11 protein-coding genes and 2 pseudogenes are annotated in these 14,437 nt (G+C 62.9%); 7 read left to right on the forward strand and 6 right to left on the reverse strand.

The window, feature by feature from the left end:
• Positions 1-120 precede the first annotated feature (120 nt).
• A pseudogene (locus tag AC56QQ_RS20000) lies at positions 121-1,382 on the reverse strand (N-acetylmuramoyl-L-alanine amidase).
• 650 nt (positions 1,383-2,032) lie between these two features.
• Between AC56QQ_RS20000 and AC56QQ_RS20005 the strand changes: the two are divergent.
• Positions 2,033-4,963, forward strand: coding sequence for an Rne/Rng family ribonuclease (locus AC56QQ_RS20005; RefSeq protein WP_497123092.1), 2,931 nt, complete (start codon positions 2,033-2,035; stop codon positions 4,961-4,963).
• A gap of 103 nt (positions 4,964-5,066) precedes the next feature.
• Here the strand turns inward: AC56QQ_RS20005 and AC56QQ_RS20010 are convergent, their stop codons facing one another.
• Both AC56QQ_RS20010 and AC56QQ_RS20015 read right to left on the reverse strand, forming a co-directional pair.
• Positions 5,067-5,996 (reverse strand): glutaminase, encoded by a 930-nt coding sequence (locus AC56QQ_RS20010; RefSeq protein ID WP_489861120.1) that lies wholly within the window; start codon positions 5,994-5,996, stop codon positions 5,067-5,069.
• A 4-nt stretch (positions 5,997-6,000) separates the two neighbouring features.
• A complete protein-coding gene (locus tag AC56QQ_RS20015; RefSeq protein WP_497123093.1) occupies positions 6,001-7,149 on the reverse strand; it encodes a pyridoxal phosphate-dependent aminotransferase in 1,149 nt (382 codons plus the stop codon).
• A gap of 145 nt (positions 7,150-7,294) precedes the next feature.
• Between AC56QQ_RS20015 and AC56QQ_RS20020 the strand changes: the two genes are divergently transcribed.
• From AC56QQ_RS20020 to aat, 6 genes and pseudogenes are all read left to right on the forward strand, one after another.
• Positions 7,295-8,695 (forward strand): M48 family metalloprotease, encoded by a 1,401-nt coding sequence (locus AC56QQ_RS20020; protein WP_497123094.1) that lies wholly within the window; start codon positions 7,295-7,297, stop codon positions 8,693-8,695.
• A 70-nt stretch (positions 8,696-8,765) separates the two neighbouring features.
• Positions 8,766-9,566, forward strand: coding sequence for a DsbA family protein (locus AC56QQ_RS20025; protein ID WP_497123095.1), 801 nt, complete (start codon positions 8,766-8,768; stop codon positions 9,564-9,566).
• A gap of 145 nt (positions 9,567-9,711) precedes the next feature.
• Positions 9,712-10,146 carry a type II 3-dehydroquinate dehydratase gene (gene aroQ, locus AC56QQ_RS20030; RefSeq protein WP_489861116.1) on the forward strand — a complete coding sequence of 145 codons (435 nt, stop codon included), beginning with the start codon at positions 9,712-9,714 and terminating at the stop codon, positions 10,144-10,146.
• 48 nt (positions 10,147-10,194) lie between these two features.
• Positions 10,195-10,653, forward strand: a complete 459-nt coding sequence (gene accB, locus AC56QQ_RS20035; protein ID WP_091578528.1) for an acetyl-CoA carboxylase biotin carboxyl carrier protein — start codon at positions 10,195-10,197, stop codon at positions 10,651-10,653.
• A gap of 10 nt (positions 10,654-10,663) precedes the next feature.
• On the forward strand, positions 10,664-12,007 hold the full coding sequence (accC, locus tag AC56QQ_RS20040) for an acetyl-CoA carboxylase biotin carboxylase subunit (protein WP_489861115.1): 1,344 nt from the start codon (positions 10,664-10,666) through the stop codon (positions 12,005-12,007).
• A 12-nt stretch (positions 12,008-12,019) separates the two neighbouring features.
• Positions 12,020-12,634: pseudogene (aat, locus tag AC56QQ_RS20045) on the forward strand (leucyl/phenylalanyl-tRNA--protein transferase); the annotation flags it as partial.
• 14 nt (positions 12,635-12,648) lie between these two features.
• On the opposite strand, the gene AC56QQ_RS20050 reads toward aat, so the two are convergent.
• From AC56QQ_RS20050 to AC56QQ_RS20060, 3 genes are all read right to left on the reverse strand, one after another.
• A complete protein-coding gene (locus tag AC56QQ_RS20050; protein WP_489861113.1) occupies positions 12,649-13,035 on the reverse strand; it encodes a hypothetical protein in 387 nt (128 codons plus the stop codon).
• Positions 13,036-13,114: 79 nt separating this feature from the next.
• On the reverse strand, positions 13,115-13,693 hold the full coding sequence (locus tag AC56QQ_RS20055) for a DUF2155 domain-containing protein (RefSeq protein ID WP_497123096.1): 579 nt from the start codon (positions 13,691-13,693) through the stop codon (positions 13,115-13,117).
• 140 nt (positions 13,694-13,833) lie between these two features.
• The gene (locus AC56QQ_RS20060) at positions 13,834-14,232 is read right to left on the reverse strand and encodes an NADH:ubiquinone oxidoreductase subunit NDUFA12 (protein ID WP_489861111.1); all 399 of its coding nucleotides are present in this window, start codon (positions 14,230-14,232) and stop codon (positions 13,834-13,836) included.
• Between the last annotated feature and the right edge of the window lie 205 nt (positions 14,233-14,437).

Genomic DNA, 14,437 nt, shown 5'->3' on the forward strand with positions numbered 1-14,437 from the left:
TGTCGCCACCATGTGGACAAAATACGGCAATGCCTGATTTCGTGACCGCCAGGCGGAAATAAAGGCACCAGGTGTTGTCGTCGCGCAACGCCGCCTCTGGTTGCAGGCCCGCCGAGCCTGTCAGCCTCCGGCGCCCGCTCCGGTGCGGGCGGAGGCGAACAACGCGACGGCATTGGTGATGCTTTGAGCCGCCTTGCCGCGCCAATCGGCGTCGAGCAGCTGCGCCTCGTCCTTGGCGTTGGAGAGATAACCGAGTTCGACCAGAACCGATGGCACGTCCGGTGCTTTCAGCACCTTGAATCCCGCGGAACGCTGCGGATTGTTGATGAGGCCGACACTGGTCGAAAGCTGTCCGACCAGCGTGTGGGCGAAACTCATCGAGAAATTGTGCGTTTCGCGGCGGATCAGGTCGATCAGGATGTCGGTCACTTCCTTGTTGTCGTTCTTGATTTCCATGCCGGCGAACTGGTCGGAGAGGTTTTCGCGGTCGGCGAGCGCCTGCGCCTCGGGATCCGAAGCCTTGTCGGAGACGGTGTAGACGGTGGCGCCGCGGATGCCCTTGACGCTGATGGTGTCGGCATGGATGGAAATGAGCAGATCGGCCTCGTGCTGCCTGGCGATGCGCACGCGGTCGTCCAGGCGCAGGTACTCGTCGGTATCGCGCGTCATGTAGACATCGTATTTGTCGACGGCTGCGAGCTTGTCCCGCAACTCCGTGGCGAAGGCGAGCGTGACATTCTTCTCGATAGTGCCGTTCAGGCCCTCGGCGCCGCCGTCGATGCCGCCATGGCCAGGATCGATGACGACGGTGAAGCGGTGACCCGGATTGGAGACCGGCCCGGTGCCGACCCGCCCCCCTTGTCGGTTGAAACCGTCGAGCCAGTGGTCAGCGCCTGATTGGCAAGCGCGGCGTCAAACTCCCGTTCGGAGGCCGCCGACATGTCGATGGCGATGCGGTAGCCGGTTCCATCCTCGTTCTTCAGCACATCGAGCTTGTCGACGGAGAACGGCCCTTTGCCGGTGAGAATCAGCCGCGAAACGCCCTCGCCGAGCGCGCCCAGGCGCACGCCCCTGACCAAGCCGCGCGCCTTCAGGTCCTTGGCGCCAATTGCAAATCTCGTATTCGCAAGGTCGATGACAAGGCGGTTGGGCCCCCGCAGCAGGAACCATTTGACATCAGGTTCGCGATTGAAATCGATGACGATGCGCATCTTGGTGGCATCGCCCGCCATCTTGTAGCCGGTTGCCACGAGCGGTGCGTCGGCGGCATTGGCAACGGTGGAAGAAGCAGAAGAGACCACCAGCAGCAGCAAAAGACAAAAAACGCCGAGAATCTGGCCGCCAACACGACATCCCTTGTCTGTGAAGTCCGCCAGTCCCATCTCTTTCCAGTCGCTCCCGGTTTGGCGCAGGCGCCCGGTCGTTTCGTCGAAGTGCCGGTTAGGCCGCGAACTCGATTAACGATTGGTATCCAGAGAAGGTTAACCAAGCCTTTTCATGCAAGGGTCTTAGCCTGTTCTTACGCTACGGAACCGCTTTTTGCCGGCATCGGAAATCGGGGTTGCCTTCCACCCCGCCAAATCATAAAAGCGATGGTGGATCACTGCAATCCTGGAACCGCCCTCCTCCGCAGCTTCCTGCTACAGGGTCAGACGAAGGGCGGCTCCTTTCGCTTCACGCGAAAAGGCCTCAGGTGATCGCGACGAATTTCGCAGGTGTGCGCCCGTGGCGGGGGAATCGCCTGCGTGAGGAAAACGGCCGGGTTTGTTCCCGCGCCGGCTCTGTATGAGCAAACAAGCTGGTCCGGTTTGCCGGGCTTTGGTTCAAAAGGTTCTGCTGGTGACGATGGCTTCAAGCGCAATCATGGAAAGGTCCGCATCAAACCGCGCCATTATGGCTGCGGGCGGCACCGCCATGGCGCTCAAGCGGCGGCCGGCGGACATTCAGACATCCGGCACCCACACTCCAGACACGCAGCAGCGGGCCTTGCCTTGCAAGCTGCGGCTGGCGGCTGCCGGGAGGAAACGAAATAATGCCCAACAAAATGCTGATAGACGCCTCCCACCCGGAGGAAACACGAGTTGTCGTCGTACGCGGTAACCGTATCGAAGAATTCGACTTTGAATCCCAGGACAAGAAGCAGCTCAAAGGAAATATCTACCTCGCCCGCGTAACGCGCGTCGAACCCTCCCTTCAGGCAGCCTTTGTCGAATATGGCGGCAACCGTCACGGTTTTCTCGCCTTCAGTGAAATACACCCCGACTACTACCAGATTCCGGTCGCCGACCGTCAGGCACTGCTGCGCGCGGAAGCGCAGGAGGCTGAGGACGAGGAGGACGAGGACGGCGAAGGCGACGATCGCCAGAGCCGCGATCGCGGACGGCGCGGGCGCCGGCGTGGCGGCAAGAGCCGCGACCGCGGTGAACACAGGCGCGATGCAGGCGCAGCCGATTCCGGTGAGGCGGGCGAAGGCAACGACAACAGCGCCGATGCCGATGCGGTTGCTGAAGACGCCTCTCCCGCTTTCGAGACCATCGAACACGCTGCCGATACATCGGAACACGCCGATACGTCCCACCATGACGAGGATTCCGCCGACCAGGGCGAAACCGAACCCCGCGAAGGCGGTCCCACGTCGATCGCGGCCTCCATCGAGGCCGATGTGATTTCCGAAGCCGTCCCGCAGGCGGAACAGGGAAGCGAAGCGACGTCCGGCGACAACGATCGTGGCATGCTGGAGGAGGTGCAGTCATCGCATCCGGATGATCACGAGATCGAATCGGTCGGCGCCGAGGATGCGCTGGAGGAAGTGCGCAACCGCCGCAAGCCGGTGCGCCGCCAGTACAAGATCCAGGAAGTGATCAAGCGCCGGCAGATCCTGCTGGTTCAGGTCGTCAAGGAAGAACGCGGCAACAAGGGCGCCGCACTGACCACCTATCTTTCGCTAGCCGGCCGCTATTCGGTGCTGATGCCGAACACGGCGCGCGGCGGCGGCATTTCGCGCAAGATCACCAGCGCGGTCGACCGCAAGCGCCTCAAGGAGGTGGTTGCCGATCTCGAAGTGCCGCAGGGCATGGGCGTCATCCTGCGCACCGCCGGCGAGAGCCGCACCAAGGCCGAGATCAAGCGCGACTATGAATACCTGATGCGGCTTTGGGAAAATGTCCGCAATCTCACCTTGCAGTCCACGGCCCCTGCCCTGGTCTATGAGGAAGGCAGCCTGATCAAGCGTTCGGTGCGCGACCTCTACAACAAGGATATCGACGAGATTCTCGTCTCCGGCGAGGAAGGTTATCGCGAGGCCAAGGACTTCATGCGCATGCTGATGCCCAGCCATGCCAAGGTCGTCCAGCCCTTCCGCGACACGACGCCGATCTTCGTGCGCAACGGCATCGAGGCACAGCTCGACCGCATGCTGCAGCCGCAGGTGACGCTGAAAAGTGGCGGCTACATCATCATCAACCAGACCGAGGCGCTGGTCGCCATCGACGTCAATTCGGGCCGCTCCACCAAGGAGCACTCGATCGAGGACACGGCGCTCCATACCAATCTGGAAGCGGCGGAGGAAGTCGCCCGCCAGCTCAGGCTGCGCGATCTCGCCGGCCTGATCGTCATCGACTTCATCGACATGGAGGAGAACCGCAACAACCGCTCCGTCGAGAAGCGGTTGAAGGACCACCTCAAGAACGACCGCGCGCGCATCCAGGTCGGCCGCATCTCGCATTTCGGCCTGATGGAGATGTCACGCCAGCGCATCCGCGCCAGCGTGCTGGAATCGACCATGAAGCCCTGCCCGCATTGCGGCGGCACCGGCCATGTGCGTTCCGATTCGTCCGTCGCGCTGATGGTGGTGCGGGCGATCGAGGAATTCCTGCTCAAGGATTCGCGCAGCCACATCACCGTGCGGACACCGGCGGCCACTGCGCTCTACGTGCTCAACCACAAGCGCGGTACGTTGGTGGAACTCGAAAGCCGCTTCGGCCTGACCATCACCATCGAGGCCGACGATTCGGTCGGTGCGCAGCACTATGCGATCTTCCGCGGCGCGCTGGCTGAAAAGCCGGAAGGCTTTGTCGAGGCCCGGAGCTTCCCGGCCTATGTCGAGCCGGACGAGCCCGAGGACGAGACTGTCGTCGTGGAGGAAGACGACGAGGCACCGGCGCAGGCCGAGCAGCCTCGCCAGCAGCCGCAGCAACAACAGCCGCGACCTGCCAGCGGAGAGGAAGGCGAAGGCCGTGACCGCAAGCGTCGCAAACGCCGCAGGCGGCGCGGCGGCAAGGATCGCGATCGCGAACATGGCGCCGCTACGGACGGTGCTTCTGTCGCAGCTCCGGCGGGCGATTCCTCCGAATCGGCGAACCTGACCGACGACGACACCGAAACCGAGGACACTGCTCCGCTCGGCGCCGCCGAAACGGACGAAACGGTCCAGGCTTCGGATGAGGGCCAGGGCAAGAAGCGCCGCCGCGGCAAGCGCGGCGGCAAGCGCAACCGCCGTGAAGACGGTGAAGGCGAGACCGAGGCAAGTGTCGGCGAAACGACCGAACCGTCCGAGGGCGACGCCTCCGCAAGCGAGGCTGCCTCGATCGAGCCGGCAATCGCCGCGCCCGTCGAAGAGCCAGTGGCTGCGGTGAGCGACGAAGCGCCGAGCGCCGAGAAGCCCAAGAAGCCGCGTCGCGCAGCCAAGCCGAAGAAGGCAGCGGCCGAGGTCGTCGCCGAGGCGACTTCTGTCGAAGCCGCCGAGGAAGCACCAATCGAGGCTCCGGTTGCGGTCGCGGACGAAACGGTGGTCGCGGCTGTCGAGGAAAAGCCCTCGAAGGCCCGGCCGTCACGGCGCAAGCCGGCAGCAGTCGATGCGCCGGTCGTGCCGGTGGTCTCTTCGATCGTTGTGGACGAGCCGGCAGCCAAAACCGAGGACAAGCCGAAGCGCGCAGGCTGGTGGCAGCGGAAGGGCTTTTTCTAAGCCTTTCAGTCGCTTGAATTGATCTTTTGACAAAGAGAATCCCGTGCCGTTCGAAAACGGCGCGGGATTTTTCATATCTGGCGCTCTGCTAGCTGGCGATATGCTATGGCGCGAAGATCGACCAGTTCATCATCCTGGCCAACTTCTCCAGCGCGATCGAGCCCAGCTTGGAATTGCCGTTGGCGTTGAGGCCGGGTGACCAGACGGCAAGCGAGGCGATGCCCGGCACGATGCCCAATATGCCGCCGCCGACGCCGCTTTTTCCCGGAATGCCGACGCGAAAGGCAAAGTCGCCGGAGCCGTCATAGTGGCCACAGGTCAGCATCATCGCGCCGATGCGGCGCGCGCGCTCGGCCGACACCACGGAATGCCCGGTCGCTGGATTCTTGCCGCCATGCGCAAGGAAGCGGCCGGCGAGCGCCAATTGCCGGCAGCTCATGGCGATGGCGCAATGGTGGAAATAGACGCCCAGCGCCAGCTCCGGCTCGTGATGGAGATTGCCGAAGGATTTCATATAGTTGGCGAGCGCGAAATTGCGATAACCGGTAGCCCTTTCGGAAGCGGCGACCTCGCGATCGATGATAATAGTCTCGTCATCGGCCAGGAACTGGATGAAGCGCAGGATTTCGCCGATCGCCTCGCGCGGCTGGTGGCCGGCAAGCAGGATGTCGGAAACGACAATGGCGCCGGCATTGATGAACGGATTGCGCGGAATGCCGTTCTCCTGCTCGAGCTGCACGATCGAGTTGAACGGATTGCCCGACGGCTCGCGTCCGACCCGCTGCCATAACGCGTCGCCGACATTGCCGAGCGCCAAAGTCAGCGTGAACACTTTCGAGATGCTCTGGATCGAAAAAGCCTGATCGGCATCGCCCGCCATCAGCACGCGGCCGTCATTGGTGACGGCGGCGATGCCGAACTTCTTGGGATCGACCTTGCCGAGTTGCGGAATGTAGGTGGCGACATCGCCACGATCGGTGCGTTCGGCCATTTCGGCGGCGACTTCGGCCAGCGCCTGCTCGAGCTCCGGCATGATGCTACCTCAACCAGCGTTCGATGCGCGCCATCGCCTCGACCATGTCGTCGTGGCTGCCGGCATAGGAGAAACGCATGGTGCGGTGCCCGGCCTGGGTGTCGAAGTCGCGGCCGGGCGTTGCCGCCACATGCGCTTCCGCAAGCATCTTTCGCGCGAAGGCCATGCTGTCATTGGTGTGCCTGGTGACATCGCAAAAGGCATAGAAGGCGCCATCCATGGGTGCAGCCAGCGGAAAGCCGAGTTCCGGCAGACGCTTCATCAGCAGTTCACGATTCCAGGCGTAGCGGCCCTTGACCGCTTCCAGCTCTTCGGTCGCGGCGAAGGCCTCGATCGCGGCGATCTGCGACAGCTCCGGCGGCGAGATGTAGAGGCTCTGGGCGATGCGCTCGACCGGCCGCACCAGCTCTTCCGGCAGCACCATCCAACCGATGCGCCAGCCGGTCATGCAATAGTATTTGGAGAAGGAATTGATCACCGTCACGCTGCTTCCATAGGCAAGAGCCGTGGTGTCTGGGGCAGCGTAGGCCAGCCGATGGTAGATCTCGTCGGAAATCACGGCGATGCCGAGGTCTTCCGCCGTCTTCACCAACGCCGACAGTTCGGCGGCGGGAATGACAGCGCCAGTTGGGTTGGCCGGGCTAGCAAACAGAACGCCCTTCAGCGGCTTCTCGCGATGCGCGGTCTCGAGATGGCCGGCATGCAGGTAGGCCTCGTCGCCAAGCTCGATCTCGACCACCTCGATGCCGAGCGCTGCCATGATGTTGCGATAGGCGGGATAGCCGGGCGCGGCGATGGCGACGCGGTCGCCAGGGTCGAACATTGCCAGAAAGGCGAGGTTGAAAGCGGCCGACGATCCGGTGGTCACCGCGATCCGGCTGGGTGGAACATCGAGGCCATAGTGATCGGCGTAGTGTTCGGCGACCGCCTTGCGCAGGGCGGCGAGGCCGAGCGTGTCGGTGTAGCCGATGCGTCCGTCCTGCAAGGCCTTGACCGCCGCCTCGCGGACACGAGCCGGTGCCGGATCGGAGGGCTGTCCGACGGCCATGGAAACGACAGGCACCCCTCGTGCCTTCAGCCGGTTTGCTTCGGCCAGGATGTCCATCGCGTGGAATGGCTCGACATTGCCACGGCGTGAAAGCGAAACGACCATTTAACCAATATTCCCGATGGCTGAGGGCGCCAACTTCTGGCGCATGCGCCGCACAAATGCCCGATTGATGTGAGGATCACAAGTTGAGGAAGTTTCCGGCGCCGACTTTTCATCCTTCGCCCGCTCGTCTACCAGTGGACACGTCATGTTGAGCCGACCCAGATCGACGATTGCCCAGGCAGCGCGCGTCTTCGCGACGCTTTCGCTCGGGGCTGTCGTTGCGGTGACGAGTTCGGTCAGCGCCTTCGCCCAGAACGTGCCCGTGATACGCGATGCCGAGATCGAGGCACTGGTGCGCGACTATGCGCGGCCGATCTTCAAGGCGGCGGGACTGGCGAATGACGGGATCGACATCGTCCTGGTCAACGATCAGAGCTTCAATGCCTTCGTCACCGGACGCCGGTTGTTCATCAACACCGGCGCGCTGATGACGGCCGAAACGCCCAACGAGATCATCGGCGTCATCGCGCACGAAGCCGGCCATATCGCCGGCGGCCACCAGCAGAAACTGCGCGACCAGCTCGAACGCGCCAAGACGATGGCGATCATCGCCACATTGCTTGGCGCCGGCGCCATCGCTGCCGGCGCCGCCACCAACAGCCGCGGCCTTGCCGGCGCCGGCATGGGCGTGGCGGCCGGCGGCGGCGAGATGGCACAGCGCAGCATCCTCGCCTATCAGCGCACCGAGGAGATGACCGCCGACCGTTCGGCGATCACCTACCTCAACGCCACCGGCCAGTCCGGCATGGGCATGCTGAAGACGTTCCGCCGTTTCCAGACGGCGCTGTCGCTATCGGGCGCACAGGTCGATCCCTACCGGATCAGCCATCCGATGCCGCAGGATCGTATCGCCAATCTGGAAGTGCTGGTGAAGCAGAGCCCTTACGTCGACAAGGTCGACCCGCCGGCGCTGCAGCAGCGGCACGACATGATGCGTGTGAAGATCGCCGTCTACATGGACGGCCAGGCGGCCGCGTCGCGGCTGATACGCAAGATGCCGGGCAGCCTTGCCGCGCAATATGGCGATGCCCAGGCGACCTACCTGTTCGGCGACATCGCCACCGCGCTCGCCAAGACCAATGCACTGATCAAGACCCAACCGAAAAACGCCTATTTTCAGGAATTGCGTGGCGATATCCTGATGAAGGCGAACAGGCCCAAGGATGCCGCGGACGCCTATGCCAAGGCGGTCAGCCTCGATCCGGCGCGGTCGGGCCTGCTGCCGGTTTCCTGGGGCCAGGCGCTGATGGCCATCGGCACGCCAGAATCCTTGAAAAAGGCGGTGGTGCAGATCAACAATGGTCTGGGGCGCGACAAGGAAAATTCCTCCGGATACCGTTACCTGGCGCAGGCCTATGGCGAACTGGGTGACATCCCGGGCGCCGAACTTGCCACCGCCGAAGGTCACTTCTATTCCGGCAACTACAAGGATGCGAAGATTTTCGCCATGCGGGCGCAGCAGCAGATGAAGCGCGGCGAGCCGCGCTGGCTGCGCGCTCAGGACATCATAAACTACACACCGTCAAACAAGATCAAGATCAAGTGAACCTTCCGGCCACGCGCTGCGACAGAGCCAGGCATACCGGGCCGGAAAACAGGCAAAAGGAACAGGAACGATGAAAAAAGCACTGCTGCTGGGCACCACGGGGATTGCGGTCGCCCTTGCCATGCTGGCTTTCGGATTCGTGGCCGGAAGCCCACAGATTGCAAAGGCCGGCACGGCGCAGCCTGTCCAGATGGCGGGCGACACCAAGATCGACCGCGCCGAGGTCGAAGGCATCATCCGCGACTACCTTTTGAAGAACCCGGAAGTGCTTCTGGAGGTCCAGGACGCGCTTGAGGCCAAGCAGAAGGAAGAGCAGCGCATCGCCCATCTGGGCGTGATCAAGGACGCCAAGGACCAGATCTTCAACTCGGCTTTCGACGGCGTCGTCGGCAACCCGAACGGCAAGGTCACCATCGTCGAGTTCTATGACTACAATTGCGGCTTCTGCAAACGCGCCATCGACGATATGCGGGCGCTGACCAAGGCCGATCCGGATCTGCGCTTCGTGCTCAAGGAATTTCCCATCCTCGGACCGGATTCGCAGAAAGCGAGCGTCGTCTCGATGGCGTTCCACCTGATGATGCCGGAAAAGTACGGCGAATTCCACAACGCGCTGCTCGGCGGTCAGGGACGCGCCACGGAGGCAGCGGCCATCAAGATCGCGCTTTCGCTCGGCGCCGACGAAGCAACGCTGCGCGAGAAAATGAAGGACCCGTCGATCCCCGAGGCTTTCTCCAAGACCTATGATCTTGCCAACAAGCTGGCGATCACCGGAACGCCATCCTATGTGGTCGGCAACGAGGTCGTGTTCGGGGCGCTCGGACAGGAAGTGCTCGCGGAAAAGATCCAGGCGGCGAAAGCCGCGCTTTGATCAACCTCGCTTTTCTTCACGGGCGCATTTCCGCCTGTTGTGGACAGTGAAAGAACGCACTTGCGCTCTTTTCGCGGACGTCTATGCCCATTATAGAGGGCCCAGCGCGCCGGCTTGACGTCGGCGCCTAAGAAGGTCGGCTTTTTTGAAAACTGTTTTCGTCCTGAACGGTCCCAATCTCAACGCGCTCGGCAAGCGCGAGCCGGGCATCTATGGCGGCAAGACGCTTGCCTCGATCGCCGACGACTGCAAACAGGCCGGCGCGTCGCTTGGGTTCGAGATCGATTTCCGCCAGTCGAACCACGAGGGCGACCTTGTCGACTGGATTCAGGAAGCCGGAGACAAGGCTGTCGGCATCGTCATCAATCCGGGCGCCTACAGCCACACCTCGATCGCGATCCACGACGCCATCCGCGCCGTCGCGCCGCTGCCAGTCGCCGAAGTCCATCTTTCCAACATCCATGCGCGGGAATCATTCCGCCACGTCTCCATGGTCGCGCCGGTTGCCGTCGGCATGATCTGTGGCTTTGGGCCGCTCGGCTACACGCTGGCGCTGCAGGCGCTGGCCGCACGCCTATGACCGGCCAACAACACGCCTATGACCGGCCAACAAACAGAAGGCTCGAAAATGTCGATAAAGAAGACCGGTGTTGACCAGCAACTGATCCGCGATCTGGCGGGCATACTGAACGACACCAACCTGACCGAGATCGAGGTTGAACTGGGCGACCTGAAGGTGCGAGTCTCGCGGCAGGCACCTGCCGTCCATGCGATCGCAGCGCCGCAACCAGCCTATGCGCCAGCAGCGGCCCAGCCCGCTGCCGCGGCTGGCCCGGCAACGGTTGATGTGTCGAAGAACGCGGTGGCCTCGCCGATGGTCGGCACCGCCTATCTGGCGCCGTCGCCCGACGCCAAGGCGTTCATCGAAGTCGGCCAGAAGGTCAAGGAAGGCCAGACACTGCTGATCATCGAGGCTATGAAGACGATGAACCAGATTCCCTCGCCCCGCGCCGGCACGGTGACGGCGATCCTGTTCGAGGACGCGCAGCCGGTCGAGTACGGCATGCCGCTCGTCGTGATCGAGTAGAGCGGGCCGGATGTTTCAGAAGATTCTCATCGCCAATCGCGGCGAAATCGCGCTTCGGGTGCTGCGCGCCTGCAAGGAACTCGGCATCCAGACGGTGGTCGTGCATTCGACCGCCGACGCCGACGCCATGCATGTGCGGCTGGCCGACGAGAGCGTCTGCATCGGGCCGCCGCCATCGCGCGACAGCTATCTCAACATCCATCAGATCGTCGCCGCCTGCGAGATCACCGGCGCTGACGCTGTGCATCCGGGATATGGCTTCCTGTCGGAGAACGCCAAGTTCGCCGACATCCTGGCCGCGCACAACATCACCTTCATCGGCCCGTCGGGCGACCACATCCGCATCATGGGCGACAAGATTGAGGCCAAGCGGACAGCAAAGCGCCTCGGCATCCCGGTGGTGCCCGGTTCGGACGGCGCCGTGACCGATCAAAAGGAAGCCAGGCGCATTGCCGCCGAGATCGGCTATCCCGTGATCATCAAGGCATCGGCTGGCGGTGGCGGGCGCGGTATGAAGGTCGCCCTTACCGAGGCTGACCTTGAGATAGCCTTGCAGACAGCGAGCACGGAAGCGGGTGCCGCCTTCGGCGACGATGCCGTCTACATCGAGAAATACCTGGAAAAGCCGCGCCACATCGAGGTGCAGGTGTTCGGCGACGGTTTCGGCCGCGGCGTCCATTTCGGCGAGCGTGACTGCTCGCTGCAACGCCGCCACCAGAAAGTCTGGGAAGAGGCGCCCTCGCCGGCACTCAATGCCGAGGAGCGCGCCCGCATCGGTGACATCTGCGCCAAGGCCATTGCCGACCTTGGCTACTCCGGCGCCGGCACGATCGAGTTTCTCTACGAGAATGGCGAATTCTACTTCATTGAGATGAACACGCGCCTGCAGGTCGAGCATCCGGTGACGGAAGCGATCACCGGTATCGATCTGGTGCATGAACAGATCCGCGTCGCCTCCGGCGGCGGCCTCTCGGTGAAGCAGGAGGACATCAAGTTCAACGGCCATGCCATCGAATGCCGCATCAATGCCGAGGACCCGCGCACCTTCACCCCCTCGCCCGGCACCATCACCCACTTCCACACGCCTGGCGGCCTCGGCATCCGCGTCGATTCCGGCGTCTATTCCGGCTACAAGATCCCGCCCTACTACGACAGCCTAATCGGCAAGCTGATCGTCCACGGGCGCAACCGCGTCGAGTGCATGATGCGGCTGCGGCGGGCCTTGGATGAGTTCGTCGTCGACGGCATCAAGACGACGCTGCCGCTGTTTCGCGATCTTGTCGGCAATGCGGACATCGCCAATGGCGACTACGACATCCACTGGCTGGAAAAATACCTGGCCAAAGGCGAATAGCGCGGGAACGCGATGACCCGTCCCTACGCGCCCGGCTATCGCATCCCCACCGACCTGCTGCTCAAGGCCTATGCCTTGGGCGTCTTCCCGATGGCCGAAAGCGCCAGCGATCCCGAAGTGTTCTGGGTGCGGCCCGAAACGCGCGGCATCATCCCACTCGAAGGTTTTCACACGCCCAAGAGCTTGAAGAAGACGATCCGCAAGCACCCGTTCGACATCCGTTTCGATTTCGATTTCGAAGCGACGATCGATGGCTGCGCCGAGAAGCGCGAGGAGCGCCGGTCGACCTGGATCAATGCGCCGATCCGCGAAGCCTATGTGCAACTGCATCGGCTGGGCCACTGCCATTCGGTCGAGGCCTGGCGCCAGGACCGACTGGTCGGCGGCCTCTATGGCGTGTCGCTCGGCCGGGTGTTCTTTGGCGAAAGCATGTTCGCCAGGGAGACCGACGCCTCCAAGACCTGCCTGTTTTATCTGGTCGAGCGGTTGAAGGAACGGGGCTTCGCGTTGCTTGATACGCAGTTCACCACCGAGCACCTGAAACGCTTCGGCGCGGTCGACGTGCCGCGTGGCAAGTACGAGAAGATGCTGGCCGAAGCGCTGAAGGGCGAGGCGATCTTTTTCCCTGACGATCAAGCCTCTCACTTCCGGGTCGCGGTCTCCAACGGTGTCTGCGAATGGAACATCATTTTCCAGCCGTTGACGCGATGGACATACCCGGTGCTGACCAACGCCGCGTAGGGTTCGCCGTTCTCGCGTGTCGCATGGGCCTCGTAGGTCAGCATGATGATATCGCTGCCCGGCTCGATTATTCCCTTGAGCTCGATATCGAGGTCGCGCCAGCGGTTGGGCTTGGTCGCGGTCTTGGCGAGATCGGCATTGTCCATCGCCTTTGCCATCTGCGGAAAGGCAACCAGGCATTCGGTGTCGGCATTGGCCGCGTAGTAGGCCGCATCGCCTGTCCAGAACCCCTTTTCGAGTTCGAGCAGCTCTTTCTTGCTGGCGGTGATCCGCTTGTGGTCTGACATGGAAAAATCATCCTCCAGGCGCATGGATGCGCTGTCGTTCGTGGCCCCAACGCATGATGGCGGCGACGGTTCCGGAGGATCAGTTGGCTTCGGTGGTATCCGGTTGTGTGGGATCGGGCTGCGCCACATCCGGGGTGGGTGCAGTCTCCGGCTTGGCTGCAGCAGGCTTCGCAGCGTCGGCGTTGGTCGCGTCAGCCTTGGCGGCGTCTGGCGCAGGGACATCCGATTTCTGCTTGCAGGCCTTCAGCCAGACGTCATAGACGGCATGCTCGACGGCGTTGAGGCCGGGGCTTTCGGCAAACATCCAGCCGGTGAAGATACGGCGAATCTTGCGGTCGAGCGTGATCTCGTCGACCTCGACGAAGGAATCGGTCTTCGGCTCCTCGGTCTGCGGCCGCGAATAACAGACGCGCGGCGTCACCTGCAAAGCGCCGAACTGCACCGTCTCATCGATATAGACGTCAAAGGTGATGATGCGGCCGGTGATCTTGTCGATGCCGGCGAATTCGGCAACCGGATTGGTGATGCGATCCGATCCAGCGGGCGCCACCGGCGCGGGCGCGGCAGGTGCGGGCGAAGCGGCAAAGGCCGCGGTGCTGACGGCAAGGCCGGCGGCTACCGTCAGGCCGCCCATCGATGTCAGGCTGAAAAAGCTCATATAGGGATACCGGTGGTTCGCGCCCGGGTGATTCTGTCGATCGCCAAGGCTAGTCGCCGTTTTCTGATCAGCAAGCAGCTAAACACCAATTGTGGCGATAAAGGATCGGCCTGCACTTGCGCCGTTACAAGCCGGGGCCGTTACGACCCGGGCGTCCAGGCGTCGTAATCGCCAGTGACCTGCGGGCGATGCTGATTGGTCAGCACCGAGCCCTTCGGCCGATAGGCCGCCGGGCTGCCGGTCAAATTGGGCTGATGCGGCTTCTGCCAGTCGCGTGGCTTGTAGTCCTCGCTCGGCGGCGCGACATCGACACGGTGATGGATCCAGCCGTGCCAGCCGGGCGGAATGGCCGAAGCTTCCGAATAGTTGCGATAGATGACCCAGCGGCGCGTGCGGCCTTCCGAATCGGTGCCGCCCTCGTAGTAGACGTTGCCCGTCTCGTCCTGGCCGACCTTCCTGCCATGCCGCCAGGTGTGCAGGCGCGTTCCCAGCGTCTGGCTGTTCCACCAGGTGAAAAACTGCGTAAGGAAAGTCTTCATCTCAGAACCCTCGCGCCGACGGCGCCCGTTTCCTGCTTATGGCGTCAGGCCTTCGGGAAGGCAAGGCTTTTGCCGCAGGGAGCGCACAAATGGCTTGCCGGAGACCCGACAAAAGCCCGTGATCTTGTCCTTAACCGGATGCGCGCTTGCCAAGCCTTTGCGGTCTTTCTAAAGCTCTGCGCGCCCATGCGGGTATCCAACCCGG

Source organism: Mesorhizobium sp. RCAM 05099 (assembly GCF_059683685.1).

Excerpts from the sequence above, each read along its gene's own strand:
- AC56QQ_RS20025 (WP_497123095.1), top strand. The coding sequence starts at position 8,766 with ATGAAAAAAGCACTGCTGCTGGGCACCACGGGGATTGCGGTCGCCCTT.
- AC56QQ_RS20060 (WP_489861111.1), bottom strand. The coding sequence starts at position 14,232 with ATGAAGACTTTCCTTACGCAGTTTTTCACCTGGTGGAACAGCCAGACG.
- AC56QQ_RS20055 (WP_497123096.1), bottom strand. The coding sequence starts at position 13,693 with ATGAGCTTTTTCAGCCTGACATCGATGGGCGGCCTGACGGTAGCCGCC.
- AC56QQ_RS20010 (WP_489861120.1), bottom strand. The coding sequence starts at position 5,996 with ATGCCGGAGCTCGAGCAGGCGCTGGCCGAAGTCGCCGCCGAAATGGCC.
- AC56QQ_RS20015 (WP_497123093.1), bottom strand. The coding sequence starts at position 7,149 with ATGGTCGTTTCGCTTTCACGCCGTGGCAATGTCGAGCCATTCCACGCG.
- AC56QQ_RS20050 (WP_489861113.1), bottom strand. The coding sequence starts at position 13,035 with ATGTCAGACCACAAGCGGATCACCGCCAGCAAGAAAGAGCTGCTCGAA.
- accC (WP_489861115.1), top strand. The coding sequence starts at position 10,664 with ATGTTTCAGAAGATTCTCATCGCCAATCGCGGCGAAATCGCGCTTCGG.
- accB (WP_091578528.1), top strand. The coding sequence starts at position 10,195 with ATGTCGATAAAGAAGACCGGTGTTGACCAGCAACTGATCCGCGATCTG.
- AC56QQ_RS20020 (WP_497123094.1), top strand. The coding sequence starts at position 7,295 with ATGTTGAGCCGACCCAGATCGACGATTGCCCAGGCAGCGCGCGTCTTC.
- AC56QQ_RS20005 (WP_497123092.1), top strand. The coding sequence starts at position 2,033 with ATGCCCAACAAAATGCTGATAGACGCCTCCCACCCGGAGGAAACACGA.